The following is a 16,322-nucleotide window of genomic DNA, read 5'->3' as shown; positions in this document are numbered from 1 at the left end:
AAAAAATATTAAATTATGCTAATATTTTAGAAACAACGCCAGAGCCAACTGTTCTACCACCCTCACGGATCGCAAAACGTGTTCCCTCTTCTAGAGCAACAGGAGCTATAAGCTCAACTGTAATTTTTAGGTTGTCGCCAGGCATAACCATCTCTGTTCCTTCAGGAAGAGCTATAGAGCCTGTAACGTCAGTTGTTCTTACATAAAATTGTGGTCTATAGTTATTAAAGAATGGAGTATGGCGACCACCTTCCTCTTTTGTAAGGATATAAACTTCACCCTCAAATTTTGTATGTGGAGTGATTGATTTTGGCTTGCATAGAACCATACCACGCTCAACGTCTTCTTTTTTAGTACCCCTTAGAAGGACACCAACGTTGTCTCCAGCTTCACCTTGATCCATCTCTTTTCTAAACATCTCAACACCGGTAACCGTTGTTGTTTGAGTATCTCTGATACCAACAATCTCGATTGTATCACCAACTTTTACAAGACCTTTTTCAATTCTACCTGTAACAACTGTTCCACGACCAGAAATTGAGAATACGTCTTCGATTGGCATTAAGAAGTCTTTATCTGTTGCACGAGTTGGAGTTGGGATATAGCTATCAACTGCAGCCATAAGCTCCATAACTTTTGCTGACCACTCACCCTCTGTGCCTGCTTTAGCCTCGTTAAGAGCCTGAAGAGCAGAACCGGCTATAATAGGAGTGTCATCACCAGGGAAGTTATATTCGTTTAAAAGCTCTCTGATTTCCATTTCAACTAGCTCAAGAAGCTCAGCGTCATCAACCATATCAGCTTTGTTCATGAAAACAACAATATATGGAACACCAACTTGGCGCGATAGAAGAATGTGCTCTCTTGTTTGTGGCATTGGGCCGTCCGCCGCAGAAACAACTAGAATCGCACCGTCCATTTGTGCAGCACCTGTAATCATGTTTTTAACATAGTCGGCGTGACCTGGGCAGTCTACGTGAGCATAGTGGCGATTTTCTGTCTCATACTCAATGTGTGAAGTTGCAATAGTAATACCGCGCTCTTTCTCTTCTGGAGCATTATCGATATTATCATAATCTTTAAGCTCAGCAAGACCTTTTCTTGAAAGAACAGCAGAAATCGCAGCTGTCAAAGTTGTTTTACCATGGTCAACGTGACCAATAGTACCTATATTTACGTGTGGCTTGTTACGTGAAAATTTCTCTTTTGCCATCTCTTCCTCCGTAGTGATATTTATGACTTTAAAACTAAAAAATTTATAATTGTTTTGGTGCTTTGTATTATCTTTAGTATTAAAAACTCGTGGAGCTCATAGCGGGACTTGAACCCGCGACCTCTTCCTTACCAAGGAAGTGCTCTACCTCTGAGCCATATGAGCGTTACAAAACGCTTGGCACTAGATAAAAATTAAAACCTAAAACAATTATAAACAACTATATGAAAATAAACTTGTAGTCTGTAATATTAATGTATAAAAATATTTACAGCTCCCAGTTTAGTTCCAAATTCTCATGGAGCGGGAAACGGGACTCGAACCCGCGACCCTCAGCTTGGAAGGCTGATGCTCTAGCCAACTGAGCTACTCCCGCACGTAGCATGGTGGTGAGACGTGGATTCGAACCACGGAAGACATAGTCAGCAGATTTACAGTCTGCCCTCGTTGGCCGCTTGAGTATCTCACCCTATTTTAACATTAATAAATGCACTTGGTATTTCTGGTCAAACACTGTTACAAAAATGGAGCTGGTGAACGGATTTGAACCGCCGACCTACTGCTTACAAGGCAGTTGCTCTACCAACTGAGCTACACCAGCATCTGATTTGTGAAGCCTGAATTATAGCTCAATTTTTTTTAAAAGTCAAGGTTTTTATAAAAATACAGACCTTAAATTTAAATTATTGGTTACTTCTCATTAAAAGCACTAAATTTACTCTATCTTTTACGCCTGTCTTTTCAAAAATTGAAGAGATATGAGCCTTCACAGTTCTTAGGGTAATATTTGAAACATCAGCTATCTCTTGGTTAGTAAGACCATTATATATAAAATTTGCTATGTCTCTCTCTTTTACGGTTAGTTTTTCAAGCACATCGGTACTTTTCACAGCAGGGCTCTCTTTAGTCATTACAACTATCATGCTTTGAATAAATTCAGGATATAGCCAAATATTTCCATCTACTATGCTGTTTATAGCATCATTAAGGTGCACTTCTTGCATATGAGCGTTCGCATAGCCTTTTACGCCAAGAACAAGATACTCCCTACCTTCGGTAAAATTTGGATCACGAGATAAAACCAATATCTTTGTATCTGGATTAAGGGCTAAGATATCGTGAATTGTCTCTTTGGAATTGCTATATGCATCAAACAATACGAGGTCAAATTCGCCCTCTATTATCTTTTCTAAAATTCTAGAATTTGATGAAATAAGAGAAATTTCATGCTCTTTTAATTTACTCTTCAGCTCGTTAGCAAGCGTATTGCTTGAAGTGTATAATAGAATTTTCACTTAAACTCTTTTTTAAATTTCAATCTCTGTCTTATAAATTAAAATATCATTAATAATTATATAAATCTCTTTTATCTCGCTACAACTTGAATCCATCTTTTTATAAGTAAAAGTTTTTAAAAACTCCTTTGTCAAACTTGCAGTCAAATTGGTCAATATTATAATTTCAATAGTATTACTTGTAATCTTATATTTATACCGGCTTTCATCCCTCAAAAGATCCAAATCAAAATTTATACTTTCTGAAATTTCATTATATCCATTTATAAAAATCTTTATACTTCTCACGCTATAAAAAGGTATGTCTATAGCCTCTTTAAATCTGTATATAAAATTTTCACTATCTTCTTCTGTAATCGAAAATTTGAATTGATTATCTAAATTTGATTCTTGAACCTCTTTAAGCTCAATAAAATTTGAGTAAATTTCACTAAATTTTTTAACACAATCACTAAAGATCAGCTCTTTTATCGATGAATTTATAATATCAACTCCATCTCTATCGTTTAACATATCTGTTACAACCAAGCTCTCTTTTATAAGCTTGGATTTTGTTACTATATATTCGCTAAATTTACCACTATAAATAGCCTTATCGGCTGTAGTTTTATGAGTGACGCCAGATATACTATCGCTCTCTTCTATTAAAAAAGCGGATTGTTCTAGCATCATCTCTCTCTTAAAGCGTTTTGTTTGGCTTTTAGAATAGGTTTTAATAGATAATCAAGCACAGTCTTTTTACCTGTTATAATATCCGCACTAGCCACCATACCCACTTTGATACGAAGCGGTTTTTCTTCACTTCCAAGATAGTTTTTTTGTGTCTCTATTCTAACTAGATAGTAACTTTCTCCACTTTTTTCATTTGTCTCGGTGTCAGCGCTTATCTGAGTTACCTGCCCCTTAAGGCCTCCATATATAGAAAAATCATAAGCTGTAAGCTTTACGATAGATTCAAGTCCAGGTCTTAAAAATGCAACGTCAGCTGGTCTTACTTTAACTTCGGCTATCAAGGTGTCTTCATTGGGTACAATTTCCGCTATGTCCATACCAGGCTTTATAACACCAGAAACAGTATTCACCATTAGCTTACTAACAATTCCATCAACCGGAGATCTTACAAGAGTCCTTTCAACTTTGTCACTTAAATTAATCTGACTCTCGTTTAGTCTTGAAATTTCAGCAGAAACTTCATTAAGCTCTCTTTTTGCATTATTTTTAAAAGCAAGCCTCGCCTCCGTTACTTTATTTTCAACTTCTTTTATTGTTGATTCTATTCTGGGAACAGATAAGGTAGCCGCATTTAGATCGCCTTGTAAATCGTTCACTCTTCTTTGAAGCTGCAAATATTCAACCTCACTTACAAGCCCTTTTCTAAAAAGAGGTTCAGTTATCTGCTTCTCTTTAAGCATTAGATTATAACTATTTTGGGTCTGAGAAATTTTATTTCTAAGCTCTCTAAGCTCGCTTTGTCGCTGTTTAATCTGCTCTTCAAATATATTAACCTGCTCTCTTAATCTAGCCTTATTAGTTTCAAAAAGACTCTTTTCAAAAGCAACAGATTGCCTCATCTGATCATCCATTGTTGTATTGTAGTCAAATTCCTTGTCATTAGCTTCGGCATCAAGCCTTAAATATTTTGCTTGAAGCTCATCAAGTCTTAACTTTGACTCTCCATAGCTACTCGAAAAGGTTTTATTGTCTATTTTTATCAAAATTTGACCTTTCTTAACCTCATCTCCCATGTGAACAAAAATTTCTTCTATAATACCGCCTTCTAAATTTTGCACTATCTGGTTTTTGCCCGATGGAATGATCTTGCCAGTGCCTCTTGTAATCTCATCAATCTCGGCAAATGATGCCCAGCCTACAAGAAAAGCAACGGTTATAAAAATAATATATAAAATTTTTCTTGAAGTTGATGGAGCCTTTGCTAGTACCGCCTCAGACAAGCTGGACATAAACCTTAAATCGTAAGCATCATATTCTTTTGATTGGATAATCCTTTTAATATTATCCACGGAATCATTTAAATTTTTACCAATATCCTCTTGGCGTTTTAAGTTTTCTTTTAACTCTTTGCTCATAATACTACCTACTTCCCGCTAAGCTTTGCCAAAACATCTTCTTTTGTTCCGTCAAGTAAAATTTTACCGCCATCCACTACTATTAATCTATCGACAAGATCAAGAAGTGATGTTTTGTGTGTTATTAGTATCATAGTTTTATTTTTAGTATTGTATTTAAGGTTATTTTTAAGTTTAGCCTCAACACTACTATCAAGAGAATTTGTAGGCTCATCGAGAAGTATAATCGGGCTATCAAGCAAAAAAGCTCTTGCTACTGCTATAGCTTGACGTTGACCACCACTAATACCCTCGCCTCTTTCAAACACAGGCATATCAAATCCAAGAGGATGCGAGTCTACATATTCATCGACTCCACTTATTTTTGCTGCTTTTATTATCTGCATATCATCGACATGAGGAGCCTTGTAAACTATATTTGCCCTAACAGTTCCTTTAAAAAGCATTACATCTTGAGGTACATATCCAATATTTCGGCGCAAATCGGCAGGATCTATCTGATTTATATCAATTCCGTCTATAAGCACGGAACCATCCGTTGGAGAGTAAAGCCCTAAAATAAGCTTTTGTATAGTAGTTTTTCCGGAACCATTTTTGCCTATAATTCCTACTTTTTCTCCGGCATTAATTACAAAATTTACTCTATCCAAGGAGCTTTTTGTGCTCTCAGGATAAGAAAAACTAACATTTTTAAACTCTATTTTACCATCAAAAGTATTTCTTCTAATAAATTTCTTGCCATCAGGACGCTCAACTGGCAAATTCATAATATTTTTTAAGCTCTCATACGCTGTTTTTGTCTGCTCAAAATTAGCCAAAAGCGAAGCAACTTGACCCATAGGGGCTATTGCGCGAGACGAGAGCATAACAGCAGCTATAAGACCGCCCATAGTAAGCTTCATATCCTGTATCATATATACACCAAGAACAACTACAGCTACTGTATTTAGCTGTACTAAAAAAGAGGTGACAGTGCCAATAGATGCAGAAATAAGCTTTGATTTTATGCTTTTATTGGCTATCTCGCCGGTAGCCTCTTCCCAATTCCACTGCGCATGACCGGTAGCGCCCATTGTTTTAATTGTTTCGAGTCCATTTAGAGTCTCGATAAGTATTCCATTTTTCTTTGCGCTTGCCTCAAAAGTACTTTTAATACTATTTTGAAGAGGATCCTTTATCAAAAAAGTATATATTATAATAAGCAATATAAAAACCATAGGAACAAGCACCATTGCTCCAGACAAGAAGTATATAACCAATAAAAACAGGATAGAGAACGGAAGATCGACAAGAACAACTAATGTGCTAGACGTAAAAAAATTTCTAACCGTATCAAATTCCCTAAGGTTATTGGCAAACGAGCCTACTGATTTTGGCTTAACAGAAAGCTTTATATCCATAACTCTTTCAAAAAGCAGAGAACTCATAATAATATCGCTCTTTTTACCGGCAATATCAAGAAAATAAGTTCTTGTAAATTTCAAAAATAAATCTACTATGTATACAAAGCCAACTCCAAGAGCGAGCACCCATAGAGTCTCTACCGCATTATTCGGCACAACTCTATCGTATACATTCATAGTAAAAAGCGGGCTTGCTAAAACAAATAAATTTACAACAATACTGGCGATTAATACATCTATATAAATTTTTTTAGAACGTTTTAAAGTACCCCAAAACCAATGTTCGGATCTACTATCTATTAGATAATTATTGCTTTCTTCAGGTATAAATTCACGCTTTAAAAGATATGTATAGCCAAGATACTCCTCTTTGAGCTTGCTTATCTCTACTATATTCGAACCGTTTGGCATATCTGGAGTTATGATTTTAGCATGAGTTTTATCTTCAAAGCTCTCTAAAATACAAGCCTTTTTACCTCTTAAAATTAAAATGCATGGTAGCACAAGAGGAGAAATTTCATCAATTTCTTTATTTGCAAGAGTAGATATGAATCCGGCTCTTTTAGCAGCTCTTGTAAAAAGAGATTTTGAACCATTTAATGAAAAAAGCTCCACGTTTTCATTCTCGCTTACAGGCAATCCCGTAATCAGAGCATCTGCCGTATATGGATTATTGTGAAGCTTAGTAAAAATTACTAAACAATCCAAAAGCTCATCGTTTTTAACTTTTTCTTGCATTTTTATTATCCAATATTTTTTGTCTCTTCTATAAACATTCCTTGCATTGAAACAATACCAAGGGACTCCAGCTTCTCTTTTTGCTCCTTGCTCTCTACGCTTATGGCTATGATATTAATATCTTTACTCCTCATCATTGTATCAAAAGAGTGCTTTTGTTCGGAACTACTCTCACCAAAGAAATCTATCAAGTCTCTGGCTGGAATTTTAACATAATCAGGAGTAATTTCTCTAATTCTCTCTATACTTTTAGCATCAAATCCAAAATGGTCGAATCCAAGGCCTATGCCGAATTCAAGAAGTTTTCTATGTAAATTGATAAGTATAGAAGTATCCAGCTCATCTTTATTTGGTATCTCTATATAAACTTTGCCGGTTGCGTTTTGTCTAATTTGTCTAAATGCTGCTTCAATTTCTGAAAAATAATAAGTAGATGTTAATACTTCTTTTCCTAAATTTATAGATATGGCACCTTGTGGCAATGTTTTTTCTTTAAACATATTTACAGCTTTATTTAAAACATACAAATCTATCTTTGCTGCAAAATTTAACTCATTTACCATAGGCATAAAATAACTTGCCATCTGCCACCTACCGTCTTTATCAACAAGCCTTAAAAATAGCTCATGATGCTCAATCTCTTTTATAACAGAAACTACTTTTTGTCCTGCAAATTTAAACATATTGTTTTCAATAGAGTCTATTATAAGTTGCCTATATTGTTCTTTACCAAGCAATATTTCAGAACCCTCATCGTAAACTTTGATTTTAAAGTTTCCAATCTCCTTGGCTCTTAATATGGTTATATCGGATATAATCATTATATTTTTTAACTTACTATCATAAGAATACTCTACTACGGAACTATTAACAAAACAATCGTCGTTTTTCAAGTCAAATTTTTCAAATATCTCTTTTATCTGCAAGAGAGTATTTTCTCCGATATGGAATAATCTTGATGATGTAACACTCGGTGCTATGACTATAAAATCGTTATCATTAAGCCTTGAACATAGCATGCCAGATGTATGACTACTGATAGAATTTGCTATAGAGACGACTAAATTATTCCACTTTTCAAAACCTAAATCTTTTTTAAGTTTATCCAATTCCTTACAAGACACCATCATAACTGAGCCACTTGAATACTCTTCGCTTGATAGATAATCATCAAATTTATTCTGAAAATACCTTCTATTAAACAGTCCCGTCTGATCATCTTTATAAAGTAAATCCTCGTATTTACTAAGAGTTTTCGCACTCTGTTCAAAAATATCTTTAACCTTACCTACCATACTATTCATTGCCAAAACTATACGCCTAACATCCACAGTAAATGGAATTTTATCCTGAATTATAAATCGGTTTCCTAAAATAGCCTCAGCTTGAATCTGAACTTTCTTAAGAGGTATAAAAATAAATTTTATTCCAAAATAACTTACAAAAAGAGCTATTATAGATATAACAGTTAGTATATAAAATACATTTTTTAATATAGTATATAACTCATAGTATGCTATGCCAGTATTGCTTTGAACATAAAGAGTGCCAAATTTCGACCATCCGTCCATAATTTCGCTACTCTCTATAGGGGCGCTTAATTTTATATTCTTAACAAACCAGCTTGGAACACCTTCTACCACAGTCTCTTGAGTATTTTCAACAAGAGCGTTGCCATCAACATCTACAAGTTTTATCATAGAGTAATAACCGCTATCAAACATTGAATTAACCATGGCTTCTATAGTTGAAACATCGTTTAAATCGGCCACTGTTTTAATCGCAAGACCAAGTGAATTTGCTGTATGTCTTGCATTTGCACTAAGCTGTGATGATATGTAATTATTTATAGTGGTGAAATTTAATATACCAACAGCTATAAATATAGCCAATCCAAAAGACATAATTGCAATCATAATCTGTTTAAAAAGTGTCATTATCCATCCTCTTTCATTCTATCCACCAAATTTAACCATTTTGGATTTTGTTTTTTATTTCCCCCTGGAATTGCTTGCCCCAAACCCTCCTGCTTAGACAAAAACAAGGAATCACCGTTAAAACTATAGACAGGAACAAGATCTTTTCTCTGTGTAGCAACTCTTATTTTGGGATTTATATTATCTAAGATAAGCGGTATTGATTTTGGAGTGTCATAATATGATAAAACCATATGAGCTTGATTGTATTCAACGGCTTTTACGTATGTAAAATAGAGCTTTTCGGTAGATATGCCAAGTTGCTTTAATGTAAAATATTTAGCAGTTACGAAATCCTCACAATCTCCTGCGCCCTTACCCAAAAATTCCATTCTGGTAGCCCAATAGTCTTTCTTTCCCCACACATCTTGGTCTTCCTTCCATGTAAGAAGATTAAAATAGTCATTGACCTTCAAAAGCTTCTCTTGCTCACTAGAGTTTTGCAAACTCACCATTAGCTTATTTAATCCTATTACTCTTTTTTTAGCATTCTCGCCATAAATTTTAGCAATTTTTTCATATGTGGAAGCTTTTATAAATTCATTTTCTGCAAAAAGAAAAAATAAAAAAAAGGCACTCATAAAGAGTGCCATAAGTATAGTTTTGTCCGTATTTATACGGGCGATCATTTCAGTACTTATTTAAGGTCGCTATCTATACTGCAAGCGCCTTGAATATACCTCTTTGAAAATCCTGGTTCAAAGCTATCAGTAAGCATACCCATATTATCAAGAAGTCTATATTTAGAATATAAAAGTGCATTTTTAGTATTAATTATCTCTGTAAGAGCATTATTATACTCGCTCTCTGCGTCAAGTAAATTAATTAGATCTCTTCTGCCTATTCTAAATTCATCTCTATATGAGTCAAGAGTATCTTTAGAATACGCAACGTGTCTTTCAAGATACTCCATCTTTTTTTGATTCAAAACATATGTTTGCCATGAAAATTTCAAGCTCTCAGATAGATCTCTTTTGACATTTTCCATGCTATGCATAGACTCTGTAACAGCCAGCTTGCTTTTTTCTTTTTCAAGTTTATCTATATTTTTATTATAAAGGTTATATTTTAATCTTAACAATGCGTCATATTGCTCTTTTTTATAATCATCATAAAATACATCATTTCTCTCATAAGCTGCTGATGCCTCAAAATCAAGTCTAGGTCTAAAAGGAGCCTTTTTTTCATTTACCACAGATTCATTCATCTTGATATTAGACATTTCTAAAAGAACGGTAGGATTACATCTCATAGCCTTTTCATATACCACATATTCAGCAATTGGAAGCGGTAAATCAAAATTAGGTAGAGTTAAATTTTCAGCCTCAACTCTTTTTCCATAGAGCTTTTCAAATGTGCTTAAAGCATCATAATAGTTATTTTCTTGAGCCACCAAGTTAGCTTGTGCTAATGTTAGACGAGAACCGACCTGTCTCTCTTCAGATCCTCTAGCAAATCCGGAATCTGTTCTATCTTTTATCTGAGCATAAATTTCTTCATGGGTTTTTACATTAGCTTTTGAAATATTAAGCAATTCTTTATTTTTAATAACTTCAAGATATGAGTTAACTAGTTGCAAGGACAGTCTGTCTGCCCTTTGAACTACGCTATATGCAGCAGCATCAAGTCTATGACTTTGAGAAATAATCCTATTCCTATCGGCTCCGCCATTATATATATTTTCTACAAAAGTTACTCCGGCCGTAGCCTTTTTGCCCTTACCTGTCTGAACAACTCTTCCGTCATCAGTTTTTTCTTTTGCGTATCCATAAGTTCCATATAGATCAAGGGTAGGATAGTAAGCATTATTTGCAATATTTAAATCCTTGCCTACTTGCATATATGCAAATTCGGTCTCTTTAAAGCCAGGATTTTCTTCTAAAATAGTTTTTATAGCCTGACTTAAAGTTATAACTTCATTAATAGCAACATTTTGTTTATCCACATTCGTTAAGCTATTTAAATTATTATCGTTTTTAAAAACTGGCTCCTCAACTTTTTTCTCAACAATATTATGAGCGATAATGCTCTCTTTCTCTCCAGAAGTATCCATTTTTACTTCTTTTGATACAACATCTTTAGAGACATTTTTTACAACCAATGAGCTAACACTCTGCTCAGTTTTTCTCTTCATCAAAGAGCCTTCATAACCAGGAATTTTCTTAATTTGAGAAAGTATCTCACTGGCCTCTTCTTTAGAAACAGGTGTAGTATCTACATACAAAACCCTATATCCTTTGTCTAAATAAATATCAGCATTAAGTCTATAGTCACTCGAAATTTCACTTCTTACTTTTTTTAAAGCTCTATTTATCTGCTTTTCGCCCATAGCTTCACTAACAGTACTCATATATATTCTATAAGACATATCTTGTGCGAATAATATACTTGTAGCAGCTAACATGCTAATAACAACTATGTTTTTCATAATAAACATCCTTTCAATAAATTCTTTAATCTCGCAATAGCCCAATTATTATACTACAAAAAAACAAAATTTAATATATCATCGTAATAATCTATCAATTAAATTTTTAATTTGATTGTAAATTTCATAAATTTGCCGCTATCAAATCTATAGGATTTTCAAATTTTACATTTGATCCATGTATGTGAAGTGCATTTGAAATTTGCATCTTGCATGCACTACATTCAGCACTTACAAATTTTACATTCACGGCATCTACCATTGCGGCCTTCCTCTGCCCGGCCGAACGACTCAGGTGATATTTTTCAGCCTGCATCGTTACTCCGCCAAACCCACAACACTCATTTGGATCACTCATTTCTACTATATCGTAATTTTGCGCCAAAAGTTTACGAGGCTCTTTGAAAACTCCTTGCATTTTTCTTGCGTGGCAAGGATCATGATACGTTATGCTTTCAAGCTTTTTGCCTTTGTCTGCTAAAATTTCAGCTAAATTTGTATTCTTTTCCAGATACTCCGTAGCAAGGAAAATTTTCTCGCTTATCTTTTTTGCACGTTCTCTCCACTCGTCGTTATCGTGAAAAAAATGCTCATAGTCGATCTTAACCATAGCCGAACAGGTGGCTTCAGGTATGATTATCGCATCAAGCTCGTTTGATAAGCTCTCAAAATACTCGATGTTTCTTTTTGCAAGTACGCTAACCGTATCAAAATCGCCCGTAAAATAAGCAGGTGCACCGCAACAAGCTTGCTGCTTCATCAAATTTACATTTAGCTTTAGCTTTCGCGCTATTTTTAGCAAGCTCTCTCCGATGCTTGTATAAGCGTAATTTCCCATACAACCGATAAAAATTCCTATCGTTTTTTCTCCGCCATTATCTATAAATTCAGGATGCGAATTTAAAAAGCTCTTTTTAGAAGCGGTCGGGAAAAGTCGCTCTTTTTTCACCATCGGAAGGCTAAAGCGCGGCGTCATGGTGTTTTCTTTTATCTTAAACGCACAACTTTGAAATACATATCCAAGCCTAGCGCAGACATCCATGATAAAGCGATGTCTAAGAAGCCAGAAAAACATCTTTTTATACCAAGCTATGCCAAATTTCTGCGCTAAATTTCTGCGCACATTTTCTATAGCCGTATCAACTCTAAGCGAATTTGGGCAGACATCAACGCAATTTGTGCACAAAAAACAGCTTTCAAAGATATTTTTAGCATTCTTATCAAGCTCTAGCTCGCCTCTTTCATAAGCTCCAAGCAGATCTAAAAATCCACGCGGAGATGTAACCTCATCACTGTTTATGTTGTGTATCGTGCATACTTGGATACACTTGCCGCACTTTACGCACTTATCTGCAATTTCACTAAACTTATACATCATACGGTCTTTGAAAAACGTCTTAAATTTTCAGGAATTTGTTTTAGATACGCATCAAAACACATCGCGATATTGCGGATTATAAGCGTTCCTGTCTCATTTACACTGATCTTTTCAGGAGTGATGTGAACAAATTCGCTTAGCTTCTCAAGCTCTTTTAAATCATCCTTGAAATAATCGAAAAATTTCACGCCAAATTCCGCCTCTATTGCCTTGATATCAAGAGCAAAGTTGCTCATAAGGCTCATTATCACAGCCTTTCTGATCAAGTCATCTTCGCTTAGATAAATTCCCTTCATATAAGGCAAAACTCCTCTATCAATCGCCGCTTCATACTCGGGCATATCTTTGAAATTTTGTGCATAGTGGCGCTTGCACTCGCCGATACTTGTTAGACCGATACCTATAAGATCGGCTCCTCCTTTAGTCGTATATCCTTGGAAATTTCTGTGAAGAGTTCCGTTAGCAAGTGCTGTAAATAACTCATCATCAGGCTTTGCAAAGTGATCCATACCTATCATTTTATAGCCGTTTTTGATAAAAAATTCAGCCGTATATTTTAAAATTTCAAGCTTGGTTTTAGGACTTGGCAAAGTCGCTTCATCAAATTTACGCATCGTCTTTTTAAGCCAAGGCACGTGAGCGTAGTTAAATACGGCAAGACGATCCGGATCAAGAGTTAGCGTCATATCAAGCGTGCGCTTAAAGCTATCTAAAGTCTGAAGCGGCAAGCCGTAAATAAGATCCATGTTTATGGATTTTATACCCATCGCGCGCGCCATTTCAATAGCTTTTTTAGTAACTTCATAAGGCTGAATTCGGTGGATTTCTTTTTGAACTCTATCGTCAAAATCCTGCACGCCGTAGCTAATGCGGTTAAACCCGTGCCCTACAAGCACGTCAAGCTGAGCCTGAGATAAAAACCTAGGGTCTATCTCACAACTTATCTCAGCCTCTTTTGAGTAATTTTTAAATTTCGCCTTTATCGCTCGGATGATCCTATCAAGCTGCTTGTTGTCAAAAAACGTAGGCGTTCCACCGCCAAAGTGCATCTGCAAAACTTCCGCGCTTGTATCAAGGTGGTGAGATAAAATTTCAAGCTCTTTTTCGACATAGTCGATATATCTTTCCTTTTTATCCTCTTTGCTCGTATAAACTACGTTACAGCCGCAAAAATAACAGGCCGATCGGCAAAAAGGCAGGTGCAGATAAAGCGAAAGCGGGCGAGTTTTATCGCGATTTTTAAGCTCTCTTATATAGTCATCGTAAGTGAATTTATCGCTAAATTCAGGTGCAGTCGGATAACTTGTGTATCTTGGTCCGGGTCGTGAATACTTCACATATGCGTCAAAATCTACCATTAGGCTCTGTTCCTTTTCTCCATCAAATCCTCCATATCCACAAATAAATTCGGATGCTCTTTTTTGATATTTTTTACTAAATTTTCCAAATTTACATCTAGGCTTCTCTTGCCGTTTTCTTTGGCTGCGATCTTGCGAATTTCATCCATTACAACAACCCAAACGTCGCTAAAATCAACGGGCACGTTTTGCCAAATCGTCTTTTCAAGCTTAAGCTCAAAATTCTCTTTTTGTAGCTTGCGGTGGCTCTCAATTAGCTCGGTTAGAGATTTTACAGAAACCATGGTGTGTAAATTTTGATTTTCATCAATGCCAAACCACGGCTCAACCCCGTTCCAAGTGCCACTTTTTAGGCTCAGGCTCATTTGATTAGGGTTATTTGTAGGGATTATCTCAAATACCGTCTTTTCGCTCTCGTCTATGCCAAGCTCGCTGCTTATCTCATCGATTTTTTTATAAGTATCTTTTAATTTTTCATCTTTGTTGTTCATATTATTTCCTGTTCTTATCAAGCCAGACCATTACGCCTTTTTGTGCGTGAAGGCGGTTTTCCGCCTCGGCAAAAATTTCATCCGCATGCGCTTCAAAGACCGCTTCACTCACCTCATATCCTCGGTAAGCAGGCAAGCAGTGAAGAAAAATCGCGCCGTTTTTGGCTAGTTTCATCAAATTTTCATCCACGCAAAACCCCTCAAAGTCTTTTATGCGTCTATCCTTTTCGGCTTCCTGACCCATCGATACCCAAGTATCGGTCGTAACGACATCCGCGCCGCTAACGGCTTCTTTGATATCTTCGGTTAGATAAATTTTAGCTCCTGAAATTTTAGCGTTTTGCATGGCTTTTTCTAAAATTTGCGCATCAGGTTCGTAGCCTTTTGGCGTAGCTATCCTAAGCTCAAACCCAAGCTTGCTTGCAAGCATAAGCCAAGAATGAGTTATGTTGTTGCCATCACCCACGTAAGCGACTTTTTCGCCGCTTGAAAACTCAAGCATAGTTAGATAATCAGCCATAAGCTGCACGGGATGAAATTTATCGCTAAGCCCATTTATAACGGGAACTTTACTAAATTTTGCAAACTCTTCAAGCGTTTCGTGTTTATTTACCCTAAGCATCGCCATATCGGTCATCGAGCTAATCACTCGCGCCGTATCTTTTATCGGCTCACCCCTGCCTATCTGAAGGTCGTTTGCGCTTAAAAACATACCCTTGCCGCCAAGCTGATGCATGCCCACTTCAAAGCTAACTCGCGTTCTAGTCGAGCTCTTTTCAAATATCATGGCTAGAATTTGATCTTTTAGATAGGGTTTATAAATTTTAGCCTTCGCCTCGCTTTTTATCTCGCGAGCCAAATTTATCATCTCTAAAATTTCATCCCTGCTAAAGTCATCAAGGGTAAGAAAGTGCCTCACAACGCTCTCCTTAAAATTTCAGCCGCCTCTTTTGCGTGATAGCTGATGATGAGGCTTGCGCCCGCTCTTTTAAATCCGATCATAGTCTCCATCATCACGCGCTCATAGTCGATGATACCGGCCTTTGCGCCCGCTTTTAGCAGCGCATACTCTCCGCTTACGTTATAAGCACAAACCGGAAGCAAGGTAGCGTTTTTGATCTCGCGAATCACGTCAAGATAAGCAAGTGCAGGCTTAACCATGAGTATATCAGCACCCTGAGCCTCATCTTCAAGGCTTTCGTTTATCGCTTCCAAGCGATTTGCGGGATCCATTTGATAGCTTCTTCTATCGCCAAAGCTCGGAGTGCTCTCCGCTACGTCGCGAAACGGCCCATAGTAAGCCGAAGCAAATTTGGTCGAATACGCCATGATAGGCAAATTTTCAAATCCGCTATCATCAAGCGCGCCGCGAAGCGTAGTGATGATGCCGTCCATCATGCCGCTTGGAGCGATCATATCGGCTCCGTTTTTAGCGTGGATCACTGCTTGCTTGGCTGAAATTTCAAGCGTGGCGTCGTTATCCACTGTCTCGTGAACGTGATCTAAAATTCCGCAGTGTCCGTGGTCTGTGTATTCGCAAAAGCATAGATCGGTCACTACGACAAGATGCGGAAATTTATCCTTTATCGCTCTTAAAGCCGTAGCTATGATGCCGTCGTTGCTTAAAGCGTCGCTTCCTATGCTATCTTTTACGCTTGGAATTCCAAATAAAATAATCGATTTTATGCCCAAATTTACAACTTCCGCACACTCTTTTAAAATTTCATCCAAACTCATCTGAAAAACGCCCGGCATCGAACTTATCTCTTTTTTTATGCCGCTACCAGGCACCACAAAAAGCGGATAGATAAAATCACTTACATTTAGTCTGCTTTCTCTTACCATATCGCGCATCGCAGGAGCTAGTCTTAGTCTTCTAAAGCGTTTAAACATATTTTTCCTTTTCTTTGATACAATATCGTTTTATAAGTGTAACATATTAGGAGTTAAAAATT

Annotated in this window: 13 protein-coding genes and 4 tRNA genes; all 17 read right to left on the bottom strand. The window is 36.4% G+C overall.

Annotation, left to right across the window (positions count from 1 at the left end):
* Positions 1–13: 13 nt before the first annotated feature.
* Positions 14–1,213 carry an elongation factor Tu gene (gene tuf, locus CDOMF_RS02750; protein ID WP_169974409.1) on the bottom strand — a complete coding sequence of 400 codons (1,200 nt, stop codon included), beginning with the start codon at positions 1,211–1,213 and terminating at the stop codon, positions 14–16.
* A gap of 90 nt (positions 1,214–1,303) precedes the next feature.
* Positions 1,304–1,378 (bottom strand) — tRNA-Thr (locus tag CDOMF_RS02745).
* Positions 1,379–1,512: 134 nt separating this feature from the next.
* A tRNA-Gly gene (locus tag CDOMF_RS02740) sits at positions 1,513–1,589 on the bottom strand.
* Positions 1,590–1,597: 8 nt separating this feature from the next.
* A tRNA-Tyr gene (locus CDOMF_RS02735) sits at positions 1,598–1,682 on the bottom strand.
* Positions 1,683–1,738: 56 nt separating this feature from the next.
* A tRNA-Thr gene (locus CDOMF_RS02730) sits at positions 1,739–1,814 on the bottom strand.
* 82 nt (positions 1,815–1,896) lie between these two features.
* Positions 1,897–2,508, bottom strand: coding sequence for a response regulator transcription factor (locus CDOMF_RS02725; protein ID WP_260952351.1), 612 nt, complete (start codon positions 2,506–2,508; stop codon positions 1,897–1,899).
* A gap of 12 nt (positions 2,509–2,520) precedes the next feature.
* On the bottom strand, positions 2,521–3,180 hold the full coding sequence (locus CDOMF_RS02720; RefSeq protein WP_260952350.1) for a DUF5416 domain-containing protein: 660 nt from the start codon (positions 3,178–3,180) through the stop codon (positions 2,521–2,523).
* The gene (locus CDOMF_RS02715; protein ID WP_169974415.1) at positions 3,177–4,595 is read right to left on the bottom strand and encodes an HlyD family type I secretion periplasmic adaptor subunit; all 1,419 of its coding nucleotides are present in this window, start codon (positions 4,593–4,595) and stop codon (positions 3,177–3,179) included. The genes CDOMF_RS02720 and CDOMF_RS02715 overlap by 4 nt, the downstream gene beginning before the upstream one ends.
* A gap of 8 nt (positions 4,596–4,603) precedes the next feature.
* On the bottom strand, positions 4,604–6,736 hold the full coding sequence (locus CDOMF_RS02710; protein ID WP_260952349.1) for a type I secretion system permease/ATPase: 2,133 nt from the start codon (positions 6,734–6,736) through the stop codon (positions 4,604–4,606).
* A 5-nt stretch (positions 6,737–6,741) separates the two neighbouring features.
* On the bottom strand, positions 6,742–8,673 hold the full coding sequence (locus CDOMF_RS02705) for a bifunctional diguanylate cyclase/phosphodiesterase (RefSeq protein ID WP_260952348.1): 1,932 nt from the start codon (positions 8,671–8,673) through the stop codon (positions 6,742–6,744).
* Positions 8,673–9,305, bottom strand: a complete 633-nt coding sequence (locus CDOMF_RS02700; RefSeq protein WP_211436563.1) for a transglutaminase-like cysteine peptidase — start codon at positions 9,303–9,305, stop codon at positions 8,673–8,675. Before CDOMF_RS02700 ends, CDOMF_RS02705 begins: the two co-directional genes overlap by 1 nt.
* A gap of 44 nt (positions 9,306–9,349) precedes the next feature.
* Complete coding sequence (locus CDOMF_RS02695; protein WP_260952347.1) at positions 9,350–11,140, bottom strand: TolC family protein; 1,791 nt, start codon at positions 11,138–11,140, stop codon at positions 9,350–9,352.
* Between the two features lie 124 nt (positions 11,141–11,264).
* Positions 11,265–12,515, bottom strand: coding sequence for a (Fe-S)-binding protein (locus CDOMF_RS02690; RefSeq protein WP_260952346.1), 1,251 nt, complete (start codon positions 12,513–12,515; stop codon positions 11,265–11,267).
* The gene (gene hemN / locus CDOMF_RS02685; protein WP_260952345.1) at positions 12,515–13,876 is read right to left on the bottom strand and encodes an oxygen-independent coproporphyrinogen III oxidase; all 1,362 of its coding nucleotides are present in this window, start codon (positions 13,874–13,876) and stop codon (positions 12,515–12,517) included. Before hemN ends, CDOMF_RS02690 begins: the two co-directional genes overlap by 1 nt.
* Positions 13,876–14,367, bottom strand: coding sequence for a DUF2603 domain-containing protein (locus CDOMF_RS02680; protein ID WP_260952344.1), 492 nt, complete (start codon positions 14,365–14,367; stop codon positions 13,876–13,878). Before CDOMF_RS02680 ends, hemN begins: the two co-directional genes overlap by 1 nt.
* Position 14,368: 1 nt before the next feature.
* Positions 14,369–15,286, bottom strand: coding sequence for an ornithine carbamoyltransferase (argF, locus tag CDOMF_RS02675; protein WP_260952343.1), 918 nt, complete (start codon positions 15,284–15,286; stop codon positions 14,369–14,371).
* Positions 15,283–16,260 (bottom strand): porphobilinogen synthase, encoded by a 978-nt coding sequence (gene hemB, locus CDOMF_RS02670; protein WP_260952342.1) that lies wholly within the window; start codon positions 16,258–16,260, stop codon positions 15,283–15,285. Before hemB ends, argF begins: the two co-directional genes overlap by 4 nt.
* Positions 16,261–16,322 lie beyond the last annotated feature (62 nt).

Source organism: Campylobacter sp. RM16187 (genome assembly GCF_025319965.1).
Taxonomy (GTDB): domain Bacteria; phylum Campylobacterota; class Campylobacteria; order Campylobacterales; family Campylobacteraceae; genus Campylobacter_A.
The sequence above is the reverse complement of the archived record's forward strand: the minus strand, read 5'-3'. Positions and strand labels throughout refer to the sequence as shown.